The 22,151-nt window shown below is 68.9% G+C and carries 21 protein-coding genes; 4 read left to right on the top strand and 17 right to left on the bottom strand.

The window, feature by feature from the left end:
- Positions 1–70: 70 nt before the first annotated feature.
- The 5 genes from ASD30_RS04550 to ASD30_RS04530 form a co-directional block, all read right to left on the bottom strand.
- Positions 71–1,855, bottom strand: coding sequence for an ABC transporter substrate-binding protein (locus ASD30_RS04550; protein WP_082563548.1), 1,785 nt, complete (start codon positions 1,853–1,855; stop codon positions 71–73).
- Between the two features lie 62 nt (positions 1,856–1,917).
- Positions 1,918–2,922, bottom strand: coding sequence for an ABC transporter permease (locus tag ASD30_RS04545; protein ID WP_056677447.1), 1,005 nt, complete (start codon positions 2,920–2,922; stop codon positions 1,918–1,920).
- Between the two features lie 176 nt (positions 2,923–3,098).
- Positions 3,099–4,892, bottom strand: a complete 1,794-nt coding sequence (gene aspS, locus ASD30_RS04540; protein ID WP_056677445.1) for an aspartate--tRNA ligase — start codon at positions 4,890–4,892, stop codon at positions 3,099–3,101.
- A gap of 92 nt (positions 4,893–4,984) precedes the next feature.
- The gene (gene hisS / locus ASD30_RS04535) at positions 4,985–6,349 is read right to left on the bottom strand and encodes a histidine--tRNA ligase (protein WP_056677443.1); all 1,365 of its coding nucleotides are present in this window, start codon (positions 6,347–6,349) and stop codon (positions 4,985–4,987) included.
- Complete coding sequence (locus ASD30_RS04530; RefSeq protein ID WP_056677440.1) at positions 6,346–7,047, bottom strand: MBL fold metallo-hydrolase; 702 nt, start codon at positions 7,045–7,047, stop codon at positions 6,346–6,348. The genes hisS and ASD30_RS04530 overlap by 4 nt, the downstream gene beginning before the upstream one ends.
- A gap of 113 nt (positions 7,048–7,160) precedes the next feature.
- Between ASD30_RS04530 and ASD30_RS04525 the strand changes: the two genes are divergently transcribed.
- Positions 7,161–8,399 (top strand): DUF349 domain-containing protein, encoded by a 1,239-nt coding sequence (locus ASD30_RS04525; protein ID WP_056677435.1) that lies wholly within the window; start codon positions 7,161–7,163, stop codon positions 8,397–8,399.
- Between the two features lie 58 nt (positions 8,400–8,457).
- Here the strand turns inward: ASD30_RS04525 and ASD30_RS04520 are convergent, their stop codons facing one another.
- From ASD30_RS04520 to ASD30_RS04465, 12 genes are all read right to left on the bottom strand, one after another.
- Positions 8,458–9,126 (bottom strand): DUF998 domain-containing protein, encoded by a 669-nt coding sequence (locus tag ASD30_RS04520; RefSeq protein ID WP_056677432.1) that lies wholly within the window; start codon positions 9,124–9,126, stop codon positions 8,458–8,460.
- Positions 9,123–11,354: a RelA/SpoT family protein gene (locus ASD30_RS04515; RefSeq protein WP_056679283.1), complete on the bottom strand. Its 2,232-nt coding sequence runs from the start codon at positions 11,352–11,354 to the stop codon at positions 9,123–9,125. The genes ASD30_RS04520 and ASD30_RS04515 overlap by 4 nt, the downstream gene beginning before the upstream one ends.
- Before the next feature lie 113 nt (positions 11,355–11,467).
- Positions 11,468–12,901, bottom strand: a complete 1,434-nt coding sequence (locus tag ASD30_RS04510) for a glyceraldehyde-3-phosphate dehydrogenase (protein WP_082563546.1) — start codon at positions 12,899–12,901, stop codon at positions 11,468–11,470.
- A 34-nt stretch (positions 12,902–12,935) separates the two neighbouring features.
- Complete coding sequence (locus tag ASD30_RS04505; RefSeq protein WP_056677429.1) at positions 12,936–13,487, bottom strand: adenine phosphoribosyltransferase; 552 nt, start codon at positions 13,485–13,487, stop codon at positions 12,936–12,938.
- Between the two features lie 3 nt (positions 13,488–13,490).
- Positions 13,491–13,889, bottom strand: a complete 399-nt coding sequence (gene yajC / locus ASD30_RS04500) for a preprotein translocase subunit YajC (RefSeq protein ID WP_056677427.1) — start codon at positions 13,887–13,889, stop codon at positions 13,491–13,493.
- Positions 13,890–13,951: 62 nt separating this feature from the next.
- Entirely contained in the window at positions 13,952–15,013 is a 1,062-nt protein-coding gene (gene ruvB / locus ASD30_RS04495; RefSeq protein WP_056677424.1) for a Holliday junction branch migration DNA helicase RuvB, read from the bottom strand.
- A gap of 2 nt (positions 15,014–15,015) precedes the next feature.
- Positions 15,016–15,621 carry a Holliday junction branch migration protein RuvA gene (ruvA, locus tag ASD30_RS04490; RefSeq protein ID WP_056677421.1) on the bottom strand — a complete coding sequence of 202 codons (606 nt, stop codon included), beginning with the start codon at positions 15,619–15,621 and terminating at the stop codon, positions 15,016–15,018.
- Positions 15,622–15,634: 13 nt separating this feature from the next.
- A complete protein-coding gene (gene ruvC, locus ASD30_RS04485; RefSeq protein WP_056677418.1) occupies positions 15,635–16,156 on the bottom strand; it encodes a crossover junction endodeoxyribonuclease RuvC in 522 nt (173 codons plus the stop codon).
- Between the two features lie 92 nt (positions 16,157–16,248).
- Complete coding sequence (locus ASD30_RS04480; protein ID WP_156393507.1) at positions 16,249–17,382, bottom strand: sialidase family protein; 1,134 nt, start codon at positions 17,380–17,382, stop codon at positions 16,249–16,251.
- 4 nt (positions 17,383–17,386) lie between these two features.
- Entirely contained in the window at positions 17,387–18,160 is a 774-nt protein-coding gene (locus tag ASD30_RS04475; protein ID WP_056677412.1) for a YebC/PmpR family DNA-binding transcriptional regulator, read from the bottom strand.
- 21 nt (positions 18,161–18,181) lie between these two features.
- Positions 18,182–18,787: a pyridoxal 5'-phosphate synthase glutaminase subunit PdxT gene (pdxT, locus tag ASD30_RS04470; protein ID WP_056677409.1), complete on the bottom strand. Its 606-nt coding sequence runs from the start codon at positions 18,785–18,787 to the stop codon at positions 18,182–18,184.
- Positions 18,788–18,812: 25 nt separating this feature from the next.
- Positions 18,813–19,661 carry a helix-turn-helix transcriptional regulator gene (locus ASD30_RS04465; protein WP_056677406.1) on the bottom strand — a complete coding sequence of 283 codons (849 nt, stop codon included), beginning with the start codon at positions 19,659–19,661 and terminating at the stop codon, positions 18,813–18,815.
- A gap of 111 nt (positions 19,662–19,772) precedes the next feature.
- Here ASD30_RS04465 and ASD30_RS04460 point away from each other — a divergent pair, with 111 nt between their 5' ends.
- The 3 genes from ASD30_RS04460 to ASD30_RS04450 are packed head-to-tail and all read left to right on the top strand — an operon-like array spanning position 19,773 to position 22,139.
- Positions 19,773–20,510, top strand: a complete 738-nt coding sequence (locus ASD30_RS04460) for an SDR family NAD(P)-dependent oxidoreductase (RefSeq protein WP_056677403.1) — start codon at positions 19,773–19,775, stop codon at positions 20,508–20,510.
- 49 nt (positions 20,511–20,559) lie between these two features.
- Positions 20,560–21,132, top strand: coding sequence for an AAA family ATPase (locus ASD30_RS04455; RefSeq protein ID WP_056677400.1), 573 nt, complete (start codon positions 20,560–20,562; stop codon positions 21,130–21,132).
- On the top strand, positions 21,129–22,139 hold the full coding sequence (locus ASD30_RS04450; protein WP_200951069.1) for a nitronate monooxygenase: 1,011 nt from the start codon (positions 21,129–21,131) through the stop codon (positions 22,137–22,139). Before ASD30_RS04455 ends, ASD30_RS04450 begins: the two co-directional genes overlap by 4 nt.
- Positions 22,140–22,151: the final 12 nt, after the last annotated feature.

Here is a 22,151-nt window from a genome sequence, read left to right as displayed (position 1 = left end):
ACGAGGCGTGCCTCGCCCGGCCCGGAGGGTTGTGCGTTTTCAGTGCACGATCAGATCAGTGCGAATGCACTCACTTGATGGACATCGTGCGGTAGTCCGGCGCTCCACCGACGGAGATGTCGTTGTTGAAGCCAGCAACGCTGCTTCCGACGCCGTAGATGGTGTTGTAGAAGCCGGTGTTGATCACGGGCTGGTACTCGTTCATGACCTTCTGCTCGAGCTCACCCCATGCCGCTGCCTGCTCGTCCTGGGGCATCGCGCTGATGGCGTCCATCTGGTCGTCGATCGCCTTCTCCGAGAACGCGCCCGTGTTGTAGGCGGCACCCGTCTTGACGATCGGCGGGAGGAACGTCGCCGACGACGGCCAGTCCTGGCACCAGGCCGTACCGAGCAGGTTGATCTTCTTGTACAGCTTGCTGTCCGGGTTGGTCCAGACGTCGTAGAGGCTGCCGGCGGTGTAGGGGTACATCTTCACCTTGAAGCCGGACTCCTCGTAGCCGTTCTTGCGCTGCTCGGCGGCGGCCTCACCCTGCGGGGTGGTGGCGTCGTAGACGAAGGAGACTTCGTACTGGCCGGGCTCGTAGCCGGCTTCCTTGAGGAGCTTCTTCGACTCGGCCGGGTCGAACGTGATGGCCGGCTGGCCCTCGGGGCCGTTCCAGACCTTGCGACCGACCATGCCGGGGGGCAGCAGGTTGAAGCCGAGGTCGGGGTTGCTGACACCGTTGGCGCGGGTGACACCCGGGATCTCGCCACCGGCGGCCCAGACGTTCTCGTAGTCGTAGGCGTAGGCGAGGGCCTGACGGACCTCGAGCTCCTTGACCTTCGTGTAGTTCGGCATCACGAAGCTGGTGCAGGGCTGCGGACCGATCGGGGTCTGCGCTTCCTTGCCGTCCTTGCGTGCCTGGCTGTACGTCGGCGACTCGAGTGCGGTCACGACGGTGTTCTTGCCGGAGTCGCTGAGCACCGTCTTGCCGGCGACCGTCGGGTCGACACCGAACTTGAAGGTGTACTTGTCGAGCAGCTGGCGACGGGCCGGGTCAGTCTTGGCGTCCCAGTTCTCGTTCTTGACCAGGACGAGCTCCTGGTTGGGGGTGTACTTCTCGATCTTGTACGGGCCGGTGGACAGCGGCTTGAGGCCGTAGTCGGCGGCCGGCGCGTCGAGCGGGACGGGACCGATGGCCGGGAAGATGGAGTAGAAGTCCATCTCGGGGAACGGCTTGGCCATGTGCAGGACGATCTTGTTGCCGTCGACCTCGACGCCCGGGAAGTCAGCCGGGGCACCCTTGGCGTAGGGGCCGTTGTAGTCCTCGCCACCCTCGAAGAAGGGCTTGGAGTAGGACGTGCCGGGGCCGGTGGCGAAGGTGTCGCCGTCGAAGGAGCGCTTGATGCCGAAGGCGACCTCCTCAGCGGTGACGGGCTTGCCGTTCTCCCACTTGATGCCGTCCTTGAGCGTGAACGTCCAGGTCTTGAAGTCCTCGCTGGGCGTGCCCAGGTCGGTGGCGAGGTCGGGAACGAGCTCGTAGCCGCCCTTGCCGTTCTGGCGGAACGTGGTCAACGACCGGAACAGGAGGTCCTGGGCGATGCCGTTGTCGGTCACCGACCACAGGCCTGCAGGGTCAAGGCTGGTGGGGCCGTCGTCCGGGTCCGGAGCGAGGACGGTCATCTCGCCACCGGGCTTGGCGCCCTCGAGAGCAGGAGCGGGGCCGACTGCCGAGGCGTTCTTGCCACCGGCCGCCGTACCTCCCTCGTTGAAGGAATCGTTGCCTCCTTCATCGTCACTGCCGCCACAGGCGGCAAGCCCGAGCACGAGGGTCATCGCGCTCACGCCGGCGAACAACGCCTTATTGCGCTTCATCTGTCCAGCCTCTCTCTGTTTGTTTCGTTGGCACGCTTGGGCGTGGCCGACGTCTTCACGACTCAGCGTCGTGTCTTCGGGTCGAACGCGTCACGGATCGCGTCACCGAGGAGGTTGAGGGCAACCACCAGGACGGCGATCCCGATCACGGGTTCGAGCAGGAACAGGGGGTATTCCTCCCAGTACTTCGTGGCTGCCGCGATCGAGCGGCCCCACGACTCGCGCCCGAAGACGCCGATACCGAGGAACGACAGCCCGGCTTCGGCGGAGACGTACGCCGGCAGTCCGAGGGAGAACGAGACCACGATCGGGGCGATCAGGTTCGGCAGCATCTCGCGGATGAGGATGCGGTGCGTGGGCACACCGATCACGCGCGCCGCCTTGACGAACTCGCGTTCGCGCAGGGAGAGCACCTCGCCGCGCACGAGTCGGGCCACGCCCATCCAGCCGAAGAACACCAGGATCGCCACCAGCGCGTAGAAGCTGACGAACTTGAGCTTCGCCGTGTCGGTGGCGAAGCGCTCGTTGATGATCGGTGCGACCGCGAGGGCGGCCAGGAGGAAGGGGAAGCAGAGGAACAGGTCGGTCATGAACGAGATGACCGTGTCGAAGATGCCGCCGAGGAATCCGGCCAGCAGGCCCAGGGTCACGCCGATGATCGTGGAGAGGATCGCCGAGACGGACGCGAGGTACATCGACGTGCGGCAACCCTCGATCCAGACGGCGAGGTTGTCGGTGCCCGAACCGGGAGCGACGCCGAAGGGGTGCTCCGGGTCGAAGCCGTGGTTGGGCGGGCCCTTCAACGGCATCAGCGTGACGAGGTCGATGCGGGTGCTGGCCCGCACGGTCTCGGTCGAGACACCGAGCAGGTCGCAGATCGTGCCGGCGAAGACCGCGATGATCACGAACAGCAGGACGAACGCGAAGCAGACGACGGCGATCGGGTCCTTGCGCAGTCGATCGATCGCAATGCGTGTGGGGGAACGTCCGGCGATCTTCTTGCGTTCACCTTCGCCCACCGGGCCAATCGGGTTCTCCGTGGAGAGTTCCGCCACCGGCAGAGTCATACCGTTCCCTTCACACCGAAACCGCCTGTCACCCAGTCGGGATCTGCGGCGCCGGGTGGCACCGCGTCCGCAACTTTAAGGGACTCAGGGGGTGACGGTGGTCACTGAGCGGTAACGATCTGGTCTCGAGAACCACTGCTGCCGTCCGGCCCGTGGGCCGGACGGCTTCACGCCGATCAGGCGTCGGCCGGGACATCCTTCACGGGCTTGGCGTCCACGCCGGCTTCCTTGCGCTGCTCCGCGGTGATGGGTGCCGGGGCCTCGGTGAGCGGGTCGAAACCGCCGCCGGACTTCGGGAACGCGATGACGTCGCGGATCGAGTCGGTGCCCGCGAGGAGCGCCACGATGCGGTCCATGCCGACAGCGATTCCGCCGTGCGGCGGTGCGCCGTACTTGAACGCGTCGAGCAGGAAGCCGAACTTCTCCTGGGCCTCGTCCTCGTCGATGCCCATCACCTTGAAGACGCGCTTCTGGATGTCACCACGGTGGATTCGGATCGAGCCGCCACCGAGCTCGTTGCCGTTGCACACGATGTCGTAGGCGTAGGCCAGGGCCGGGCCGGGGTCGGTGTCGAAGGTGTCGAGGAACTCGTCCTTGGGGCTGGTGAACGCGTGGTGCACGGCCGTCCAGGCGCCGGCCCCCACCGCGACGTCACCACTGGCGACGGCGTCGGAGCTCGGCTCGAACAGCGGGGCGTCGATCACCCAGGTGAACGCGAAGGCGTCCTCGTCGATCAGGTCGCACCGGCGGCCGATCTCGAGACGCGCCGCGCCGAGCAGTGCCCGGCTCGGCTTGGCCGCCCCGGCGGCGAAGAAGACGCAGTCCCCCGGACTGGCGCCCACGTGGGCGGCGATGCCCTCGCGCTCGGCGTCGGAGATGTTCTTGGCCACCGGGCCGGTGATCTCGCCGTCCTCCTTGATCAGGAGGTAGGCAAGGCCCTTGGCGCCGCGCTGCTTGGCCCACTCCTGCCAGGCGTCGAGCTGCTTGCGGGGCTGGCTCGCGCCGCCGGGCATGACCACCGCGCCGACGTAGTCGGCCTGGAACACCCGGAACGGGGTGTCCTTGAAGTAGTCGGTGCACTCCACCAGCTCGTTGCCCATGCGCAGGTCGGGCTTGTCGGAGCCGTACTTCGCCATCGCCTCGGCGTAGGTCATGCGCGGGATGGGTCGCGGGATCTCCTGGCCGATGAGTCCCCACATCGCGGCGAGGATGTCTTCCATCAGGGCGATCACGTCGTCCTGGTCGACGAAGCTCATCTCGATGTCGAGCTGGGTGAACTCGGGCTGGCGGTCGGCGCGGAAGTCCTCGTCGCGGTAGCAGCGGGCGATCTGGTAGTAGCGCTCCATGCCGGCCACCATCAGCAGCTGCTTGAACAGCTGCGGGCTCTGCGGCAGGGCGTACCAGCTGCCCGGACGGAGGCGGGCCGGCACCAGGAAGTCGCGGGCGCCCTCGGGCGTCGACCGGGTCAGCGTGGGGGTCTCGATCTCGACGAACTCGTGGTTGTCGAGGACGTCGCGGGCAGCCTTGTTCACCTTGCTGCGCAGGCGAAGCGCGGCCGCCGGGCCGCTGCGGCGCAGGTCGAGGTAGCGGTGCTTGAGGCGCGCCTCCTCCCCCACGTCGCCGCCCTTGCTGGAGCCGGCGTCGTCGATCGGGAACGGCAGGGGTGCGGCGGCGCTGAGCACCTCGAGGTCACTCACCACGACCTCGATCTCGCCGGTGGCGAGGTTGGGGTTCTGGTTGCCCTCCTTGCGGGCCACCACCTCACCGGTCACCTTGAGGCAGAACTCGCTGCGCAGGCTGTGCGCCACCTCTTCGTCGCGGATCACCACCTGGACGACGCCGCTGGCCTCACGCAGGTCGATGAAGGCCACGCCCCCGTGATCGCGTCGCCGGGCCACCCAACCAGCGAGGGTGACGGTCTGGCCGACGTGCTCGGCGCGCAGTGCGCCGGCGTCATGGGTGCGGATCACGGGTGATGCTCCTCGGGTTGTCTGAAAATTGGCCGGTGGTCGAGGAGGTCGTTCTGCGACCGTCGAACCACGCGTGGTTGATGGGTGTTGCTCTACTGATTGTCGGTGTGGACGATCGTCGGCTTCAAATCGTTTGTCGGCGGGACCCAGGTCGACGGGTCCGCCGGCACCTGGTCGCCGGACCGGATGTCCTTGACCTGGTGGCCGCCCTCGCGGTCGGTGAACCAGACGTAGGGGATGCCACGGCGCTCGGCGTACCTGATCTGCTTGCCGAACTTCTGCGGACTGGCCGCGACCTCGCAGGGGACGTCGTTGGCGCGCAGCTGGTCGGCGATCGCGTCGCTCGCCGCGCGCGACTCTTCGTCGGGCAGTGCGACCAGGACGACGCTGGGCACCGAGCGGTCGGCGACCACGAGGCCCTTGTTGACCAGGGGCACCAGCACCCGGCTCACGCCGAGGGAGATGCCGACGCCCGGGTACGTCGTACGCCCGTCACTGGCCAGCGAGTCGTAGCGCCCGCCGGAGCAGATCGAGCCGAGGTTCTCGTAGCCGTCGAGACGGGTCTCGAAGACGGTGCCGGTGTAGTAGTCGAGACCGCGGGCGATCTTGAGCTCGGCCCGGATGCGCACGCGGTCGGTGGCCACCCCGGCGCAGGCCCGGACCAGCTCGGCCAGCTCGGCCAGCCCCTCGTCGAGCAGGTCGTTGCTGACGCCGAGAGCACGCACCTGCCCGACGAACGAGTCGTCGTCAGAGCTGATCGCGGCCAGGGCCAGGCACTGGTCGGCCTGTTCGTCGGTCAGGCCGGCCTCGTCACGCAGGAGCTTGCCGATCACGTCGGCCGGCATCTTGTCGAGCTTGTCGATGAGGCGCATGGCCTCGTCGACGTCGGTGATGCCGAGCCCCTGGTAGAAACCCTGGATCAGCTTGCGGTTGTTGACCTGCAGCGTGAACCCGGGCAGGCCGATGGAGCCCGGGTCGGCGAGCCGCCCGAGGGCCTGCAGCATCACCCGGGTCACCTCGACGTCGTGGTGGAACGGCAGCTCGCCCTGTCCGACGACGTCGATGTCGGCCTGGACGAACTCGCGGAAGCGGCCGTCCTGGGGACGCTCCCCGCGCCAGACCTTCTGGATCTGGTAGCGACGGAAGGGGAACTCGAGCTTGCCGGCGTTCTCGAGCACGTAGCGCGCGAACGGCACGGTCAGGTCGAAGTGCAGGCCGATGCCGGCATGTCCCTCGTCGGACTCCTCGTTGAGCCGACGCAGGACGTAGACCTCCTTGGAGGTGTCGCCCTTGCGGAGCAGCTGGTCCATCGGCTCGACGGCCCGCGTCTCGACGTTGGCGAACCCGTGCAGCTCGAAGGTGCGCGACAGGGTGTCGATGACCTGGCGCTCGACCTCGCGCTGCGCCGGGAGGAACTCGGGGAAGCCGCTCATCGGCTTGGGAGTGGTGCGGCTCATGCGTCGTCCTGCAGCTCGAGGAGGAAGGGGTTGGTGGCGCGCTCGCGACCGATGGAGGTCTGCTCGCCGTGGCCCGGCAGCACCACGATGTTGTCCGCGAGCGGCAACACCTTGCTGCGCAGGCTCTCGAGCATCTCGGAGTGGTCGCCGCCCACGAGGTCGGTGCGTCCGATCGACCCTTGGAAGAGGAAGTCGCCCGAGAACATCACCTGGGAGATGTCCTCGGGACCGGCGTACTCCATGCGGTAGAGCACGGTGCCCGGGGTGTGGCCGGGAGCGTGGTCGACCACGACGGTGAGTCCCTCGATCTCGATGACCGACCCCTCGACCGCCTCGTGGACCTTGCCCGGCTCGCGGAAGTCGGGCAGGTCGTTCATGCCGAACTGGGCACGCAGCATCGCCGCGGACTGGCCCGAGATGGCCGCCATCGGGTCCTTGAGCAGGTGGCGGTCCGCGGCGCCGATCCACAGCGGGGCGTCGTACTTGTCGGCCACGACCTGCGCCTGCCACATGTGGTCGAAGTGACCGTGGGTGACCAGGACAGCGGCGGGCTTGAGGGAGTGCTCCTCGACGAGTCGGTCGACGCCCTCGGCGGAGTCCTGGCCCGGGTCGATGATCACGCACTCGCCTCCGGCCTCGGCACCGACGAAGTAGCAGTTCGCAGCCAGCTGGCCAGCGGGGAAGCCGGCAATGAACACGTCAGGATTCCTTCGTTGCTGGGGATGAGGAGCCGTCCGGGAGTCACGATCCGGTGGCAATGTGGGTGTCAGCCTACCGATGCCCCCCGGAGCTTTGACTACGATGGGCGACCATGAGCGCGCAGCAGGAGTCACCATGGGGTCGGGTAGCCGACGACGGCACCGTATTCGTCCGTACGTCCGAGGGTGAAAGGTCCGTCGGGCAGTACCCGGAGGGCACACCGGAGGAGGCCCTGAAGTTCTTCACCGACCGGTTCGACGCACTGGCCTTCGAGGTCGAACTCCTCGAGAAGCGGGTGCGCGGGGGTGCGATGTCGCCCGACGAGGCCGCGGGCTCGGTGAAGACGGTGCGAGCCCAGGTGGCCGACGCACATGCGGTCGGTGACCTCGACTCCCTCGCCGCCCGGCTCGACAGCCTGGGCCCGGTGATCGCCTCCCAGCGCGAGGCCCGCAAGGCCGAGCGTGCGGCCAAGGTGGCCGAGTCGAAGGAACGCAAGGACGCCATCGTCGCCGAGGCCGAGAAGCTCGCCGAGTCCAACGACTGGCGCAACGGCGCCAACCGGCTCCGCGACCTCCTGGAGGAGTGGAAGGCACTCCCCCGCCTCGACCGCTCCACCGACGACAGCCTCTGGCGCCGCTTCTCGTCCGCGCGTACGGCGTACACCCGTCGCCGCAAGTCCCACTTCGCCGAGCAGCACGAGAAGCGTGACGCCGCCCGTGGGGTCAAGGAGAAGCTCGCCACCGAGGCCGAGTCCTTGGCCGACTCCACCGAGTGGGGCCCGACCGCCGGCAGGTTCCGCGACCTGATGCGTGACTGGAAGGCCGCCGGCCCGGCGCCCCGCGACGTCGACGAGGCGCTCTGGAAGCGCTTCCGCGGCGCCCAGGACGCCTTCTTCGGTGCCCGCGACGCCGCCAACGCCGAGCTCGACATGGAGTTCGCCGCCAACGCCGAGGTCAAGGAGGCCCTGCTCGTCGAGGCCGAGGCCCTGCTGCCGGTCACCGACGTCGAGGCCGCCAAGCGCGCCTTCCGCGACATCGCCGACAAGTGGGACGCCGCGGGCAAGGTGCCCCGCGACAAGATCAAGCCGCTCGAGGCCCGTATCCGCAAGGTCGAGACGGCGATCCGCGGCGTCGAGGACGAGCAGTGGAAGAAGTCCGACCCCGAGAAGTCGGCGCGCGCCGACGACATGATCGGCAAGCTCGAGTCCGCGATCGACGAGATCTCCGCCGACCTCGACAAGGCACGCTCCGACGGGAACGACAAGCTGGTCAAGGACCTCGAGGAGAACCTCGCCTCACGGCGGGCGTTCCTCGACATGGCCCGCAAGGCCGCCCAGGACTTCTCCGGCTGACTGGCCTCTCGCGCGACGTCCTGCGTCGAGGTCGCTCCGGCGGCCGGGCCGCAGGACGTCAGGCGGGGGCGTGGGCGTCTGTACGACGGCGTGCCAGCACCACGACGGCGATGACCACGAACCAGGCCGCGTGCGAGCCGAGCCAGACCCGCTCCCACAGGCCGTCGGAGTGCCCGCCCTGCGCGAGCCAGCGGCTGGCGGCGTACGTCGAGAGCAGCCAGGTGGGGATCGCCAGCAGGGCGGTGAGCCGATGCACGCCGTGCTCCCAGATGGCCGAGACCGAGGCGACCAGCAGGCCGATCAGCATGGTCCAGAGGTAGAGGTTGCCGAAGACCGAGTGCAAGGTGGTGCCGAGGTCGACCACGTGGTTCGCGCCGCGACCGCACCCGGCCTCGCCCTGCGGGCAGTTGCCGCGGAAGAGCAGGATGCCGGCCATCAGGAAGGCGCCCTGCCCGACGAACGCACCGGCCACCTTGGTGCGCCACGCGCGCAGCATCAGCACGCACGCCGAGGTGTGCCCCACGACGTACGCCGCGATCGCCAGCTCGCCGAGCCAGCCGACGGACGAGCCCCGGCCGGCCAGGGACGAGACCAGGTCACGCCGGGCGGAGTAGTCGTCGGCGGACAGGAGCACCGCCAGGGCGTCGAACGCCCAGAAGGCGAGGCAGCCGACGAGGCAGGCGAGCGCCCAGGGCCGGTTCGGCGCGCCCGAGTGCGCCCGGCTCACTGGGTGATGCGATAGGCGTCGAAGACTCCCGGCACCGAGCGGACGGCGCGCAGCACCGAGTCGAGGTGCATGGCATCGGCCATCTCGAAGGAGAACTTGCTCTTCGCGACGCGGTCGCGGGTGGTGGTCAGCGAGGCGCTGAGGATGTTCACGTGCACGTCGGACAGCGCCATCGTGATGTCGGAGAGCAGGCGGGCCCGGTCGAGCGCCTCGACCTGGATGTTGACCAGGTACGTAGACTTCGTGGTCGGCTCCCAGATGACCTCGACCAGCCGCTCGGGCTGGGCCTTGAGGCTGGCGGCGTTCGTGCAGTCGGAGCGGTGCACCGAGACTCCCCCGCCCTTGGTCACGAAGCCGAGGATGTCGTCGGGTGGCACCGGCGTGCAGCACTTGGCCAGCTTCACCCAGAGGCCGTCGGCGCCCTTGACCACGACGCCCGCGTCGGTCCCGTGGGTGAGCCGGCTGCGACCGCGGCGGCCCGTGATCGTGACGCCCTCGGCGAGGTCCTCTGCAGCGCCCTGGTCGCCGCCGTGCAGGTCGATGACCCGGCGTACGACGGTCTGCGCACCGAGATTGCCCTCGCCCACGGCAGCGTAGAGCGCAGTCACGTCGGGGAGCTTCAGCTGGCCCGCGACCAGCATGAGCGACTCGTGGGAGAGCAGCCTCTTGAGCGGCAGCCCCTCCTTGCGCATCAGCTTGGCGATCTGCTCCTTGCCGTGCTCGATCGCCTCCTCGCGCCGCTCCTTGGTGAACCAGTGGCGGATCTTGGAACGCGCCCGGGGCGAGCGCACGAAGTTCAGCCAGTCGCGCGACGGACCCGCGTTGGGCGCCTTGGAGGTGAAGACCTCGATCACGTCGCCGTTGTCGAGCGTCGACTCCAGAGGCACCAGCCGGCCGTTGACCCGGGCCCCGATGGTGTGGTGCCCGACCTCGGTGTGCACGGCGTACGCGAAGTCAACCGGTGTGGCCCCTGCGGGAAGGGCGATCACGTCGCCACGCGGGGTGAAGACGTAGACCTCGGTGCGGTTGATCTCGAAGCGCAGGGACTCCAGGAACTCCCCCGGGTCTTCCACGTCGTGCTGCCAGTCGAGCAGCTGGCGCACCCAGGTCATGTCGTCGACCTCGGCACGACGATCGGTGTCGACGCCGTTGCGGCCGTCTTCCTTGTACTTCCAGTGCGCCGCGACGCCGTACTCGGCGCGACGGTGCATCGCGAACGTGCGGATCTGGATCTCGACCGGCTTGCCCTGCGGACCGATCACCGTGGTGTGCAGTGACTGGTACATGTTGAACTTCGGCATCGCGATGTAGTCCTTGAACCGCCCCAGCACAGGGTTCCATCGCGAGTGGATCGCGCCGAGCGCCGTGTAGCAGTCGCGGTCGTCGTCGACCAGGACCCGGATGCCCACCAGGTCGTAGATGTCGGAGAAGTCACGACCACCCACGATCATCTTCTGGTAGATCGAGTAGTAATGCTTCGGGCGTCCGGAGACCCGCGCGCTGAGCTTGGACTCCTTCAGGTCCTCCTCGACGCCGGCGATCACCTCGGCGAGGAACTGGTCGCGTGAGGGCGCCCGCTCGGCCACCATGCGCACGATCTCGTCGTAGATCTTGGGGTGCAGGGTGGCGAACGCGAGGTCCTCGAGCTCCCACTTGATGGTGTTCATGCCCAGGCGGTGGGCCAGGGGCGCGTAGATGTCGAGCGTCTCGCGGGCCTTGCGCTCCTGGGTCTCCTGCTTGACGTAGCGCAGGGTCCGCATGTTGTGCAGCCGGTCGGCCAGCTTGATCACGAGCACCCGGATGTCGCGCGACATCGCCACGATCATCTTGCGGATCGTCTCGGCCTGCGCGGAGTCGCCGTACTGCACCTTGTCGAGCTTGGTGACGCCGTCGACCAGCTGGGCGACCTCGTCGCCGAAGTCGGAGCGCAGCTCGTCGAGGCTGTACGGCGTGTCCTCGACGGTGTCGTGCAGGAGCGCAGCGACCAGGGTCGGCTCGGTCATGCCGATGTCGGCCAGGATCGTGGTGACCGCGAGCGGGTGGGTGATGTAGGGGTCACCGCTCTTGCGCATCTGGGTGCCGTGCTGCTTCTCGGCGATCAGGTAGGCGCGCTCGAGGAGGGCCAGGTCGGCCTTCGGGTGGTTGGCCTTGACCGAGCGGAACAGGGGCTCGAGGACGGGGTTCCCGACCGGCGGGCGGGACCCGATCCGGGCCAGCCGGGCGCGCATGCGGCGCCCGGTCTGGGACCCGATCGGCTCGGAGGCGCGCGTCGGCACGGCAGGCTCGACGGGCGTCTCCTCAGTCATTCGACCAGTCTAGAGGCCGATGGTCGATGATCTCGTCAGTCCTGCGGGAAGAGCGGGTACTCGACGCCGGTGACGTGCTGGACGACGCGGACCACCTGGCAGCTGTAGCCGAACTCGTTGTCGTACCAGGCGTAGAGCACCACGTGCTTGCCGTTCACGATCAGCGCGTTGGCGTCGATGATGCAGGCGGCGCGCGAGCCGACGAAGTCGGTGGACACCGAGTCGGGCGAGGCGACGAAGTCGATCTGCCGCTTCATCGTGGAGTGCAGCGACGTGTGGCGGAGGTACTCGAGCATCTCCTCGCGCGTCGTCTCCTTGTCCATCGTCAGGTTGAGGATCGCCATCGACACGTCGGGGGTGGGGACGCGGATCGAGGAGCCGGAGATGTGACCGGTCAGCTCGGGCAGCGCCTTCGCCACGGCCGAGGCGGCACCGGTCTCGGTGAGCACCATGTTCAGCGGCGCGGAACGGCCGCGGCGGTTGCCCTTGTGGTAGTTGTCGAGCAGGTTCTGGTCGTTGGTGAACGAGTGCACGGTCTCGACGTGCCCGTGCACGACGCCGTACTCGTCGTTGACCGCCTTGAGCGCCGGCACGATGGCGTTGGTGGTGCAGGAGGCGCAGGACAGGATGTTGTCGTCCTCGCGCAGCGTCAGGTGGTTGACTCCGTGGACGATGTTCTTCACGTCGCCCTTGCCGGGCGCGGTGAGCACGACCTTCGAGACGCCGGGGCGCAGGTGCTTGGAGAGGCCCTCGCGGTCGCGCCACTTGCCGGTGTTGTCGATGAGGACGGCGTTGTCGATGCCGTAGTCGGTGTAGTCGATCTCCGTCGGGTCGTTGGCGTAGATCACCTTGATGGTGTTGCCGTTGGCGCAGATCGTGTTGTTGTCGGCGTCGATGTGGATCGACCCGTTGAACTGGCCGTGGATCGAGTCGCGACGCAGCAGGGAGGCGCGCTTCTTGAGGTCGTCCTCGCCGCCCTTGCGTACGACGACCGCACGCAGGCGCAGGCCGTTGCCCGAACCGGACTTCTCGACCAGCAGGCGGGCCAGCAGGCGACCGATCCGACCGAAGCCGTAGAGCACCACGTCACGCGGGCCCTCCTGGACCAGCTTGTTCTCGCCGGTGGCGCCCTCGACGGCCTTGGCGGTGAACTCCTCGACGGTGAGGCCCTGGGAGTCCTCGGCGTACGAGACGGCGAGCCGGCCGATGTCGACGCGGCAGGGACCGAGGTCGAGCGTGGTGAGCGCCTTCAGGATCGGGAAGGTGTCCTCGATCGCGAGCTCGCGGCCCTCGATCTGGCGCACGTAGCGGTGCGTCTTGAGGATGCTGATCACCGACTTGTTGACCAGTGAGCGGCTGTGCACCAGCACGGTCACGTCACGCTCGCGGTAGAGGCGCCCGATCATCGGGATCATCTCTTCGGCGAGGGCCTCACGGCTCTTCCAGGTGGCGAAGTGGTCAGACGTCACGGCTGCGTTCCTCGGTCTTTCGTGGGGGTGCGGTTCAGACCTGCCCCAGCGCGAGCAGCGGCAGGTCGCCGATGGTCTCGCGTCCGGGCAGGAAAGTCAGTTCCAGGAGTACGGCGACGGCGTGGGAGACACCGCCGCACTGGTCGATCAGCTGGCGGGTCGCGGCCACGGTGCCTCCGGTGGCCAGCACGTCGTCGACGAGCAGGACGCGTTCACCGGGGGCGACCGCGTCGGCGTGCACCTCGAGCGTCGCCTCGGCGTACTCGAGGGCGTAGGAGACGGCGTGGGTCTCACGCGGCAGCTTGCCGGCCTTGCGGACCGGGACGAAGCCGACACCGAGGGCCAGCGCGACCGGCGCGGCGAGGATGAACCCGCGCGCCTCCATGCCGACCACCTTGTCGACCACCACGTTGCCGTCGTCGTCGCGGCCGGCGTCGGCGAGGGCCTCGACCACCGCGGTGAAGGCCGCGTGGTCGGCGAGCAGCGGAGTGATGTCCTTGAACAGGACGCCGGGCTCGGGATAGTCGGGGACGTCACGGACCAGGCGGGTCAACGCCTCCGCGACGTCGACGCCGGGGTGCGACAAGGCCTACTTCTCCTGCTCGGGGGCGCGGGACTCCTCGGCCTCGCCGGTCGAGTCGACCTCGCCGGTCGAGTCGGCCTCGTCCGTCACGGCGGAGTCGTCCGTCGAGTCGTCGGCGTCCCCGACGACGGGAGCGTCGTCGTTGTCGTCGCGGGGCAGGCCGACGATGGCCGCACGCGCGACCGTCAGGACGACGCCGGTCGCGACCTCGAGCCCGATCTTGTCGTCGTCGATGGAGCGGATGGTTCCGAAGATGCCGCTGTTGGTGATCACGTCGTCACCGACCTCCAGGCTGCGCTGGACGGACTGCATCTCCTTCTGGCGACGCGACGCGGGCCGGATCACCAGCAACCAGAAGATCAGGAAGATGCCGATGATGGGCAGCAAGGACAGCAGGTCCTTCAAGTGGATCCGACCTCTCGAGGCGTTGACAGTCTGGGCTTGATCGCCCGAAGTCTAACCGGCGATCAGTCTTCGAAGAGAGTCGAGTCCACGACCCCCTGAGTGGGCGGGGTGAGTCCGAGGTGCTGCCAGGCCGCCGGGGTGGCGATTCGTCCCCGCGGAGTGCGGGCCAGCAGGCCGTTGCGCACCAGGAACGGCTCGGCCACCTCTTCGACGGTCTCGCGCTCCTCGCCCACGGCGACGGCCAGCGTCGAGAGCCCCACCGGTCCCCCGCCGAACCGCCGGCAGAGCACGTCGAGGACGCCGCGGTCGAGCCGGTCGAGCCCGGAGGCGTCGACCTCGTAGAGCTCGAGGGCCTGCTGCGCCACGTCGATCGTGACCACCCCGTCGGCGCGCACCTGGGCATAGTCGCGGACCCGTCGCAGCAGCCGGTTGGCGATGCGCGGCGTGCCCCGGGAGCGGCCGGCGATCTCGGCCGAGCCCTCCTCGGTGAGGGGTACGTCGAGCAGGCCGGCGGAACGGTGCACGATCAGGTCGAGGTCTTCGGGCTCGTAGAACTCGAGGTGGGCGGTGAAGCCGAACCGGTCGCGCAGCGGGCCGGGCAGCAGTCCGGCCCGGGTGGTGGCGCCGACCAGGGTGAACGGTGGGATCTCGAGCGGGATCGCCGTCGCGCCCGGTCCCTTGCCGATGATGACGTCGACCCGGAAATCCTCCATGGCCATGTAGAGCATCTCTTCGGCGGCGCGCGACATGCGGTGGATCTCGTCGACGAACAGCACGTCGCCCTCGTTGAGCCCCGAGATGATCGCCGCCAGGTCGCCGGCGTGGGTGATCGCCGGGCCGCTGGTCAGCCGCAACGGCACCGACATCTCGGCGGCGATGATCATCGCCAGGGTGGTCTTGCCGAGCCCGGGAGGACCGGAGAGGAGCACGTGGTCGGGGGCGCGTCCGCGCGCCTTGGCGGCGTCGAGCACGAGGCCGAGCTGCTCCCGGACCCGCTGCTGGCCGATCACCTCGTCGAGAGACTTGGGGCGCAGCGCGGCCTCGATGGCGCGCTCGTCGCCGGTGGCGTCGGCGGAGGTGAGCCGGGCGATCTCGGCTTCCTCGGCGGCACTGAACTGGTCCATGCTCAGGCCTTGCGCAGCGTCTGGAGGGCGGCCCGGAGCAGGGCGCCGACGTCAGGGGTCGGGCCGGCGTCCGGCTCGACGGAGTCGACGGCCTTGTCGGCCTCCTTGGCCGACCAGCCGAGTCCGACAAGACCTTCGCGGACCTGGTCACGCCAGGCGGCACCGCTGGCGGCGAGTCCGGTGCGGGTGGCCTGCCCCGCACCGATGGCCGGACCGAGCCGGTCACGCAGCTCGAGGATGATGCGCTGGGCGCCCTTCTGGCCGATGCCGGGCACCTTGGTCAGCGTCTTGACGTCCTCGTTCGCGACCGCCTGTCGCAGGTCGTCGGGGGTGAGCACGGCAAGCATCGCCTGGGCCAGCTTGGGCCCGACTCCGCTGGCGGTCTGGAGCAGCTCGAAGCACGACTTCTCGTCGTCGTCGAGGAAGCCGAACAAGGTCAGGGAGTCCTCCCTCACGACCATGCTGGTCGGCAGGGTCGCCTGCTCGCCCGTGCGCAGGGTGGCGAGCGTGTTGGGCGTGCACATCACCTGAAGGCCGACGCCACCCACCTCGACGACGGCCGTGTTGAGGGTGACTGCGGCGACGGTGCCACGGACGAATGCGATCACAGAGCTCTCCCGATCAACGTTGCTTGCCTGCCTTGAGCAGCGCGGCCTCGATCCGCGACTGGGCGCCACCGCGCCAGATGTGGGTGATGGCCAGCGCCAGCGCGTCAGCCGCATCGGCCGGCTTCGGCGGCGCGGCCAGCCGGAGGATGCGGGTGACCATGGCGCCGACCTGGGCCTTGTCGGCCCGACCGCTGCCGGAGACTGCTGCCTTGACCTCGCTGGGCGTGTGCAGCGCGACCGGGATGCCTCGTCGGGCCGCGCAGACCATCGCGATGCCGCTGGCCTGGGCGGTACCCATGACGGTGCTCACGTCGGAGCGGGCGAAGACCCGCTCGATGGCCACCGCGTCGGGTGCGTACTCGTCGATCCAGGCGTCGATGCCCTTCTCGATCGTGACCAGCCGGATCGGCACCGGCTCGGACGACGACGTGCGCAGCACGTTGACGTCGACCATGGTCAGCGGGCGCCCCACGTCACCGTCGACCACGCCCATGCCGCAGCGGGTCAGGCCGGGGTCAATCCCGAGCACGCGCATCGTGAGTCCTTCATGTCGTCCGAACACCTGTTCGGACACAACGTAGCAACCGGCCACCGGCCTGATCGGCGCGACACCCCGAGCCGTGCGATTCAGCCGACGCGCTTCTTGCTGATGAGGTTGTCCCAGGTCCGGCCGCCGTCGCGGGTGGCGAAGAGACCCCTCGGCCCACCCAGATAGATCGTCTGCTCGTCGATGAAGCGGCCACTCCACTCGTGGAGACCTCCCGTCGACGGCACCTTCGAGGTCGTCCCGTCCGAGATGAGCACTCCCTGACCGCCGGCGAGCACGAGGAAGTGACCCTTCGGGCCGGCCACGACGGCCTCGACGTTGCGCGGCGTGGTGTGGATCGTGCGCCAGGTCCGGCCACGGTCCTCACTCACCTCGACCTCCCCACCGGGCTCGCCCTGGTCGCTGGTCTGGCATGCGGCGACCAGCACGTCGGCGGTTCCGTCGGCCGGCAGGCACAGCTCGCCGATCCGCCGGGTGGGAGTCCGCTCCCAGCTCTGACCGTCACGGGTCGTGTGCACGGCTCCGGTCCCCACGTCCTCGGCCCACAGGCCGGCGTCGCTGGCGCTGAGCTCGAAGATGCCCTCGGAACCCTCGGGTGTGACCTCGGTCCAGTCGCTCGCGTCGAGGCCGGTCCGCCACACCGTGTTCGGGCACTCGTCACTCTCACACTGGGCGAGCAAGACGAGGTAGAGGTGGTCCTCGTGGACCGCTATCTCGCCGGTGGCCCGCTCGTCGGGGTCCTGGGGCGACGGCAGGTGGCGCCAGGACCGGCCGCCGTCCTCGGTGGCGAGGATGCCGTCGGTGTCCCAGCGGAACCAGCCGTGGAGTCCGTCGGGGGCCATCACCAGCGACGTGGCGCTCACCGGAGGGAACGGGCCGTATCCGTCGTCCTGCCCGGCCTCGGCCGGCTCGGCGAAGGTGTGCACCCGCTTCCATCCACGCGTCGACCCGGGCGCGTACGACCACAGGGCGGCGCACGAGGCGCAGGTCTTCTCGGCCGTGGTCACCGCCCAGACCCGGTCGGCCGTGGGTGCCGACCAGGACAGGAGCCTGCCGAACGGCGAGTCCGGCAGGTCGCTGTCAGGTTCGGCGCGGTCGACCTGGACCTGCCCGGCCGGGTTCGCGTCCGTGTCCGACTCGTTGCCACAGGCTGCGAGCAGCCCGACCACTGATGCCAGTGCCGCCAGCCACGCCAGCGGTCTCCCCCGGTTCACGGGATCAGTCGTCGGACTCTTCGAGCTCGGCGAGCACCGAGTCGGGGACGTCGACGTTGCTGAAGACGTTCTGCACGTCGTCGAGGTCCTCCAGGGCGTCGACCAGCTTGAAGACCTTGACCGCGGCGTCCTTGTCGACCGGGATCTCGAGGCTGGCCACGAACTCGACGTCCGCCGAGTCGTAGTCGAGGCTCGCGGTCTGGAGCGCCGTACGGACGCCGACCACGTCGCCGGCCTCGGACAGCACCTGGAAGGCTTCGCCGAGGTCGTTCACGTCGTCGGCACCGGCGTCGAGGGTGGCCTCGAGCACGTCGTCCTCGCCGACCTCACGCGCTTCCTGCACCTTGGGCACCACGACGACGCCCTTGCGGTCGAAGAGCCGCGAGACGGAGCCCGGGTCGGCCAGCGTGCCGCCGTTGCGGGTGACCGCGGTGCGGACCTCCATGGCGGCACGGTTGCGGTTGTCGGTGAGGCACTCCACCAGGATCGCGACGCCCTGGGGTCCGTAGACCTCGTACATGATGGTCTCGTAGTCGACCGCGCCACCCTCGAGCCCGCCGCCGCGCTTGACCGCGGAGTCGATGTTCTTGTTCGGCACCGACTGCTTCTTCGCCTTCTGGATGGCGTCGAAGAGGGTCGGGTTGCCGGAGGGGTCGGGGCCACCCATCTTCGCGGCGATCTCGATGTTCTTGATCAGCTTGGCGAAGAGCTTGCCGCGCTTGGCGTCGATGGCGGCCTTCTTGTGCTTCGTGGTCGCCCATTTGGAGTGGCCGGACATGCGAGATCCTCTTCCGTTGCTTCAGCGCTGTGACGTCGTGACGAGATCCACGAAGTAGCGGTGGATGCGGTCGTCCTTGCCCACTTCAGGATGGAACGACGTCGCCATCACGTTCCGTTCGCGAACGGCGACGATCCTACCCGCTGCCTCACCGCCCTCGACGCGGGCAAGGACCTCGACGTCCTCACCGACCTGCTCGACCCACGGGGCCCGGATGAACACGGCGTGCACCTTGTCGGCGAACCCGTCAAACTCCAGCTGGCCCTCGAACGAGTCGACCTGGCGACCGAACGCGTTGCGACGCACGGTGATGTCGAGGCCGCCCAGGGTCTCCTGGTCGGCGGTGCCGCCCTCGACCCGGTCGGCCAGCATGATCATGCCGGCGCAGGTGCCGAAGGTCGGCATGCCGCCACGGATCCGCTCCTGCAACGGCTCGAACAGGTCGAACGTGCGGGCCAGCTTGTACATCGTGGTCGACTCGCCGCCGGGGATGACGAACCCGTCGCAACGGTCGAGCTCCACCGGTCGGCGTACGGCGATCGCCTCGGCGCCGAGGTCGGAGAGGATGCGCAGGTGCTCGCGCACGTCGCCCTGGAGGGCGAACACGCCGATGGTGGGGAAAGGCATGTGCGCATCGTAGGAGTGGGTCGGGTCAGCCTCGCGACTGACCCGAGAACTGCATGCCGATGACCCGCAACAGGTCGAGCTTCTCGGCCGCCTCCGACCCGGGCTCGGCCGAATACACGATGACCGACTGGTCGGTGTCGGGCAGCACCATGGAGTCGCACTCGAGGGTGAGGTCGCCGACCTCCGGATGCCGGATCGTCTTGGTGTGGCTGCGCCAGGGGGCGACGTCGGTCTCGGTCCAGAGCCGCCGGAAGTCGGCACTGGCCTCACGCAACCTGTCGATGAGGTCGCGCAGCTCGGCGTCGTGGGGATACTTCGCGGCGGCGGCGCGCAGGCTGCCCACCGACTGTGCGGCACTCTGCGCCGCCTCCTCCGGGGTGTTGGCGACGCGTCCCTGCTCGCCCAGGAACCGCTGCCACACGATGTTGCGCTCTCGCACGGGCAGCCGGGTCCAGTCACCGAGGAGCGCCGACGCCATGGAGTTCCACGCCAGGAAGTCACCCTTGGCGCTCATCACGATGACCGGCAGGTCGTTGAGCCGGTCGAGCAGGCGCTGGATGCTGGGGCGCACGTGCAGGTCGATCGTGTCCGTGCGCGGCAGGCGCACGTCGGCCAGCTCGAACAGCTCTGCCCGGGCGTCGTCGTTAAGCCGAAGCGCCCGGGCCAGCGCGGAGAGCACCCCGGGCGACGGGTGCGGACCACGTGCCTGCTCGAGGCGTACGACGTAGTCGACGCTGACTCCTGCCAGGGCGGCCACCTCTTCGCGTCGCAGTCCCGGCACCCTCCGGCGTTCGCCGGAGGGCATGCCCACGTCGTCGGGGCTGATCCGCGAACGCGCCTGTCTGAGCAGCCGGGCGATCTCGGGACGGTTCACCTGACCAGTCTCGCTCACGACGGTCCGGGAGACACCCCGTGAAGGTAGGACTGCGCGTCCCAGGCTCGTCAGGCACTGGAGCCCGTCCGCCGTCGCGCGCACGGTTGCCGCATGACCACTGAACACGACACATCTGGACACACCACGACAAGGGCGCTGGTCACCGGCGCCAACAAGGGCATCGGCTTCGAGACGGTGCGTCAGCTGCTCGGCCTCGGCTGGCAGGTCTGGCTCGGCGCACGCGACGAAGAGCTCGGAGCGAAGGCCGTCGCCGAGCTCGCACCGCTCGGGGACGTACGACTGCTGGTCCTCGACGTCACCTCCGACGAGTCGGTCGAGGCGGCGGTGGCCACGATCACCGAGGACGGCGGCCTCGACGTCCTGGTCAACAACGCCGGCATCGCCGGGGCCATGGCCGCACCGGGTGAGACCGTCCCGACGGACTTCATCCCCGTCTTCGGCGTGAACGTGCTCGGGCCGGTCCGGATGACGCACGCGTTCCTGCCTCTGCTTCGCGACTCCGCCAACCCGCGGATCGTCAACGTGTCCAGCGGCATGGGGTCGTTCGGCGTCACCACCGACTCGGGCCGGCTCGAGTCGACCCTCTATGGCCTGGTCTACCCGTCGTCGAAGAGCGCACTGAACATGATCACCACGATGTACGCCAAGTCCCTGCCCTGGTTGAAGATCAACGCCGTCGACCCGGGCTACACAGCCACCGACCTCAACGGCCACAACGGTGTGCAGTCGGTCGAGACGGGGGCAGTTCCCGTCGTACGGATGGCGAGCATCGGCACGGACGGCCCGACCGGCACGTTCACCGGGCAGGAGGGCGATCTCCCCTGGTGAGCCGGTAAATCCCGTTGCCCGCCGGACCGGCTGCTGACACCGTGGCGCCATGCACCTCGTCGTACTCTTCGGTCCCCCGGCCGCCGGCAAGATGACCGTCGGCCAGGAGCTCGCGCGACGCACCGGCTACAAGCTGTTCCACAACCACATGTCGATCGAGCCGGTGCTCGACGTCTTCGACTTCGGCACCCCGTCGTTCAACCGGCTCACCCGCCAGCTGCGTGCGGACGTCATCGAGGAGTCGGTGGTGGCCGGGCTTCCGGGACTGATCTTCACACTGGTCCTGGCGCTGGACCTCGACGAGGACACCAGCGGTGTGGCCGACCTGGTCGCGCCGGTCGTCGACGCCGGGGAGCGGGTCGACTTCGTCGAGCTGGTGGCTCCCCTCGAGATCTGCCTCGCCCGCGAGGGCACCGAGAACCGCCTGCGCCACAAGAGGTACAAGACCGATGTGGACTGGGCGACCGCGCACAACCAGGAGATGCACAAGAAGCACCGGTTCAACACGGAGGGCGACTTCCCCCTGGACTTTCCCCACTCGGTCGTGGAGAACGTCGGGTCGTCACCGAGTGACACGGCCGTGAAGATCATCGACCTGCTCGGGCTAACCTCGATCGGGTGAGCTTCCTCGAGCGACCGAACCCGATCATCAGCGCGCCGATGGCCGGCGCCAGCACACCGGCCCTCGCGGCAGCCGTGTCCGAGGCAGGTGGCCTGGGCTTCCTCGCCGCCGGCTACCTGTCGGTCGACGCGATGGCCGACGAGGTGACGGCATACCGCTCACTCACCGACGCGCCGGTGGCGATCAACCTCTTCACGCCGCAGACCGACCGCTCGCTGGAGCTCGGCTCCCGCCTGGACACCTACCGGGCCGAGGTGGCCGAGACCGCGGGCAGGTACGGCGTCACACCGGGCGACCCGTCGTTCGACGACGACACGTTCGAGGGCAAGGTCGCGTGGCTGGTCGCCCACCCGGTCGACGTCGTCACCTTCACGTTCGGGCCCGTTCCGCCCGCCACTGTCTTCCGGTTGCAGGAGGTCGGCACGACGGTCGGGTTCACCGTCACCTCGGCCCACGAGGCGCAGCAGGCGACCGGGCTGGGCGCCGACTTCGTGGTCGCGCAGGGGTGCGAGGCGGGCGGTCACCGCGGCACGTGGCACCTCTCCGACCGGCCCAACGAAATGTCCGCCCTCGAGGTCACCGCTGCGGCGGTCGATGCGTCGGGCCTGCCCGTGATCGCGGCCGGTGGCGTCGACGGACCGGCCGCCGTGCGCGCACTCCTCGATGCCGGCGCCGAGTCCGTCGCCGTGGGCACGCTGTTCCTCGCCGCGGAGGAGAGCAAGGCACCGGCCGCGCACCAGGACGCGTTGACGTCCGGCGCCTTCACCTCGGCCACGGTCACCCGCGCATTCAGTGGTCGTTTCGCGCGGGCGCTGGTCAACGACTTCGTCCGCGCCCACGACGGCCACGCCCCCTCGGCGTACCCGAACGTGCACCACCTCACGAAACCGATCCGTACGGCGGCCGCGTCGGCCGGCGACCCACAGGCGATGGCCCTGTGGGCCGGCTCGGGACATGCGGCGGCCACGCGACGGAGTGCAGCCGAGATCGTCTCCGCCCTGCTGTGACGGACCCTCTGC

Source organism: Nocardioides sp. Root140 (genome assembly GCF_001426745.1).
Taxonomy (GTDB): domain Bacteria; phylum Actinomycetota; class Actinomycetes; order Propionibacteriales; family Nocardioidaceae; genus Nocardioides.
The sequence above is the reverse complement of the archived record's forward strand: the minus strand, read 5'-3'. Positions and strand labels throughout refer to the sequence as shown.

Excerpts from the sequence above, each read along its gene's own strand:
- ASD30_RS04550 (WP_082563548.1), bottom strand. The coding sequence starts at position 1,855 with ATGAAGCGCAATAAGGCGTTGTTCGCCGGCGTGAGCGCGATGACCCTC.
- ASD30_RS04545 (WP_056677447.1), bottom strand. The coding sequence starts at position 2,922 with ATGACTCTGCCGGTGGCGGAACTCTCCACGGAGAACCCGATTGGCCCG.
- hisS (WP_056677443.1), bottom strand. The coding sequence starts at position 6,349 with ATGAGCCGCACCACTCCCAAGCCGATGAGCGGCTTCCCCGAGTTCCTC.
- ASD30_RS04525 (WP_056677435.1), top strand. The coding sequence starts at position 7,161 with ATGAGCGCGCAGCAGGAGTCACCATGGGGTCGGGTAGCCGACGACGGC.
- ASD30_RS04515 (WP_056679283.1), bottom strand. The coding sequence starts at position 11,354 with ATGCGCGCCCGGCTGGCCCGGATCGGGTCCCGCCCGCCGGTCGGGAAC.
- ruvB (WP_056677424.1), bottom strand. The coding sequence starts at position 15,013 with ATGGACCAGTTCAGTGCCGCCGAGGAAGCCGAGATCGCCCGGCTCACC.
- ruvC (WP_056677418.1), bottom strand. The coding sequence starts at position 16,156 with ATGCGCGTGCTCGGGATTGACCCCGGCCTGACCCGCTGCGGCATGGGC.
- ASD30_RS04475 (WP_056677412.1), bottom strand. The coding sequence starts at position 18,160 with ATGTCCGGCCACTCCAAATGGGCGACCACGAAGCACAAGAAGGCCGCC.
- pdxT (WP_056677409.1), bottom strand. The coding sequence starts at position 18,787 with ATGCCTTTCCCCACCATCGGCGTGTTCGCCCTCCAGGGCGACGTGCGC.
- ASD30_RS04460 (WP_056677403.1), top strand. The coding sequence starts at position 19,773 with ATGACCACTGAACACGACACATCTGGACACACCACGACAAGGGCGCTG.
- ASD30_RS04455 (WP_056677400.1), top strand. The coding sequence starts at position 20,560 with ATGCACCTCGTCGTACTCTTCGGTCCCCCGGCCGCCGGCAAGATGACC.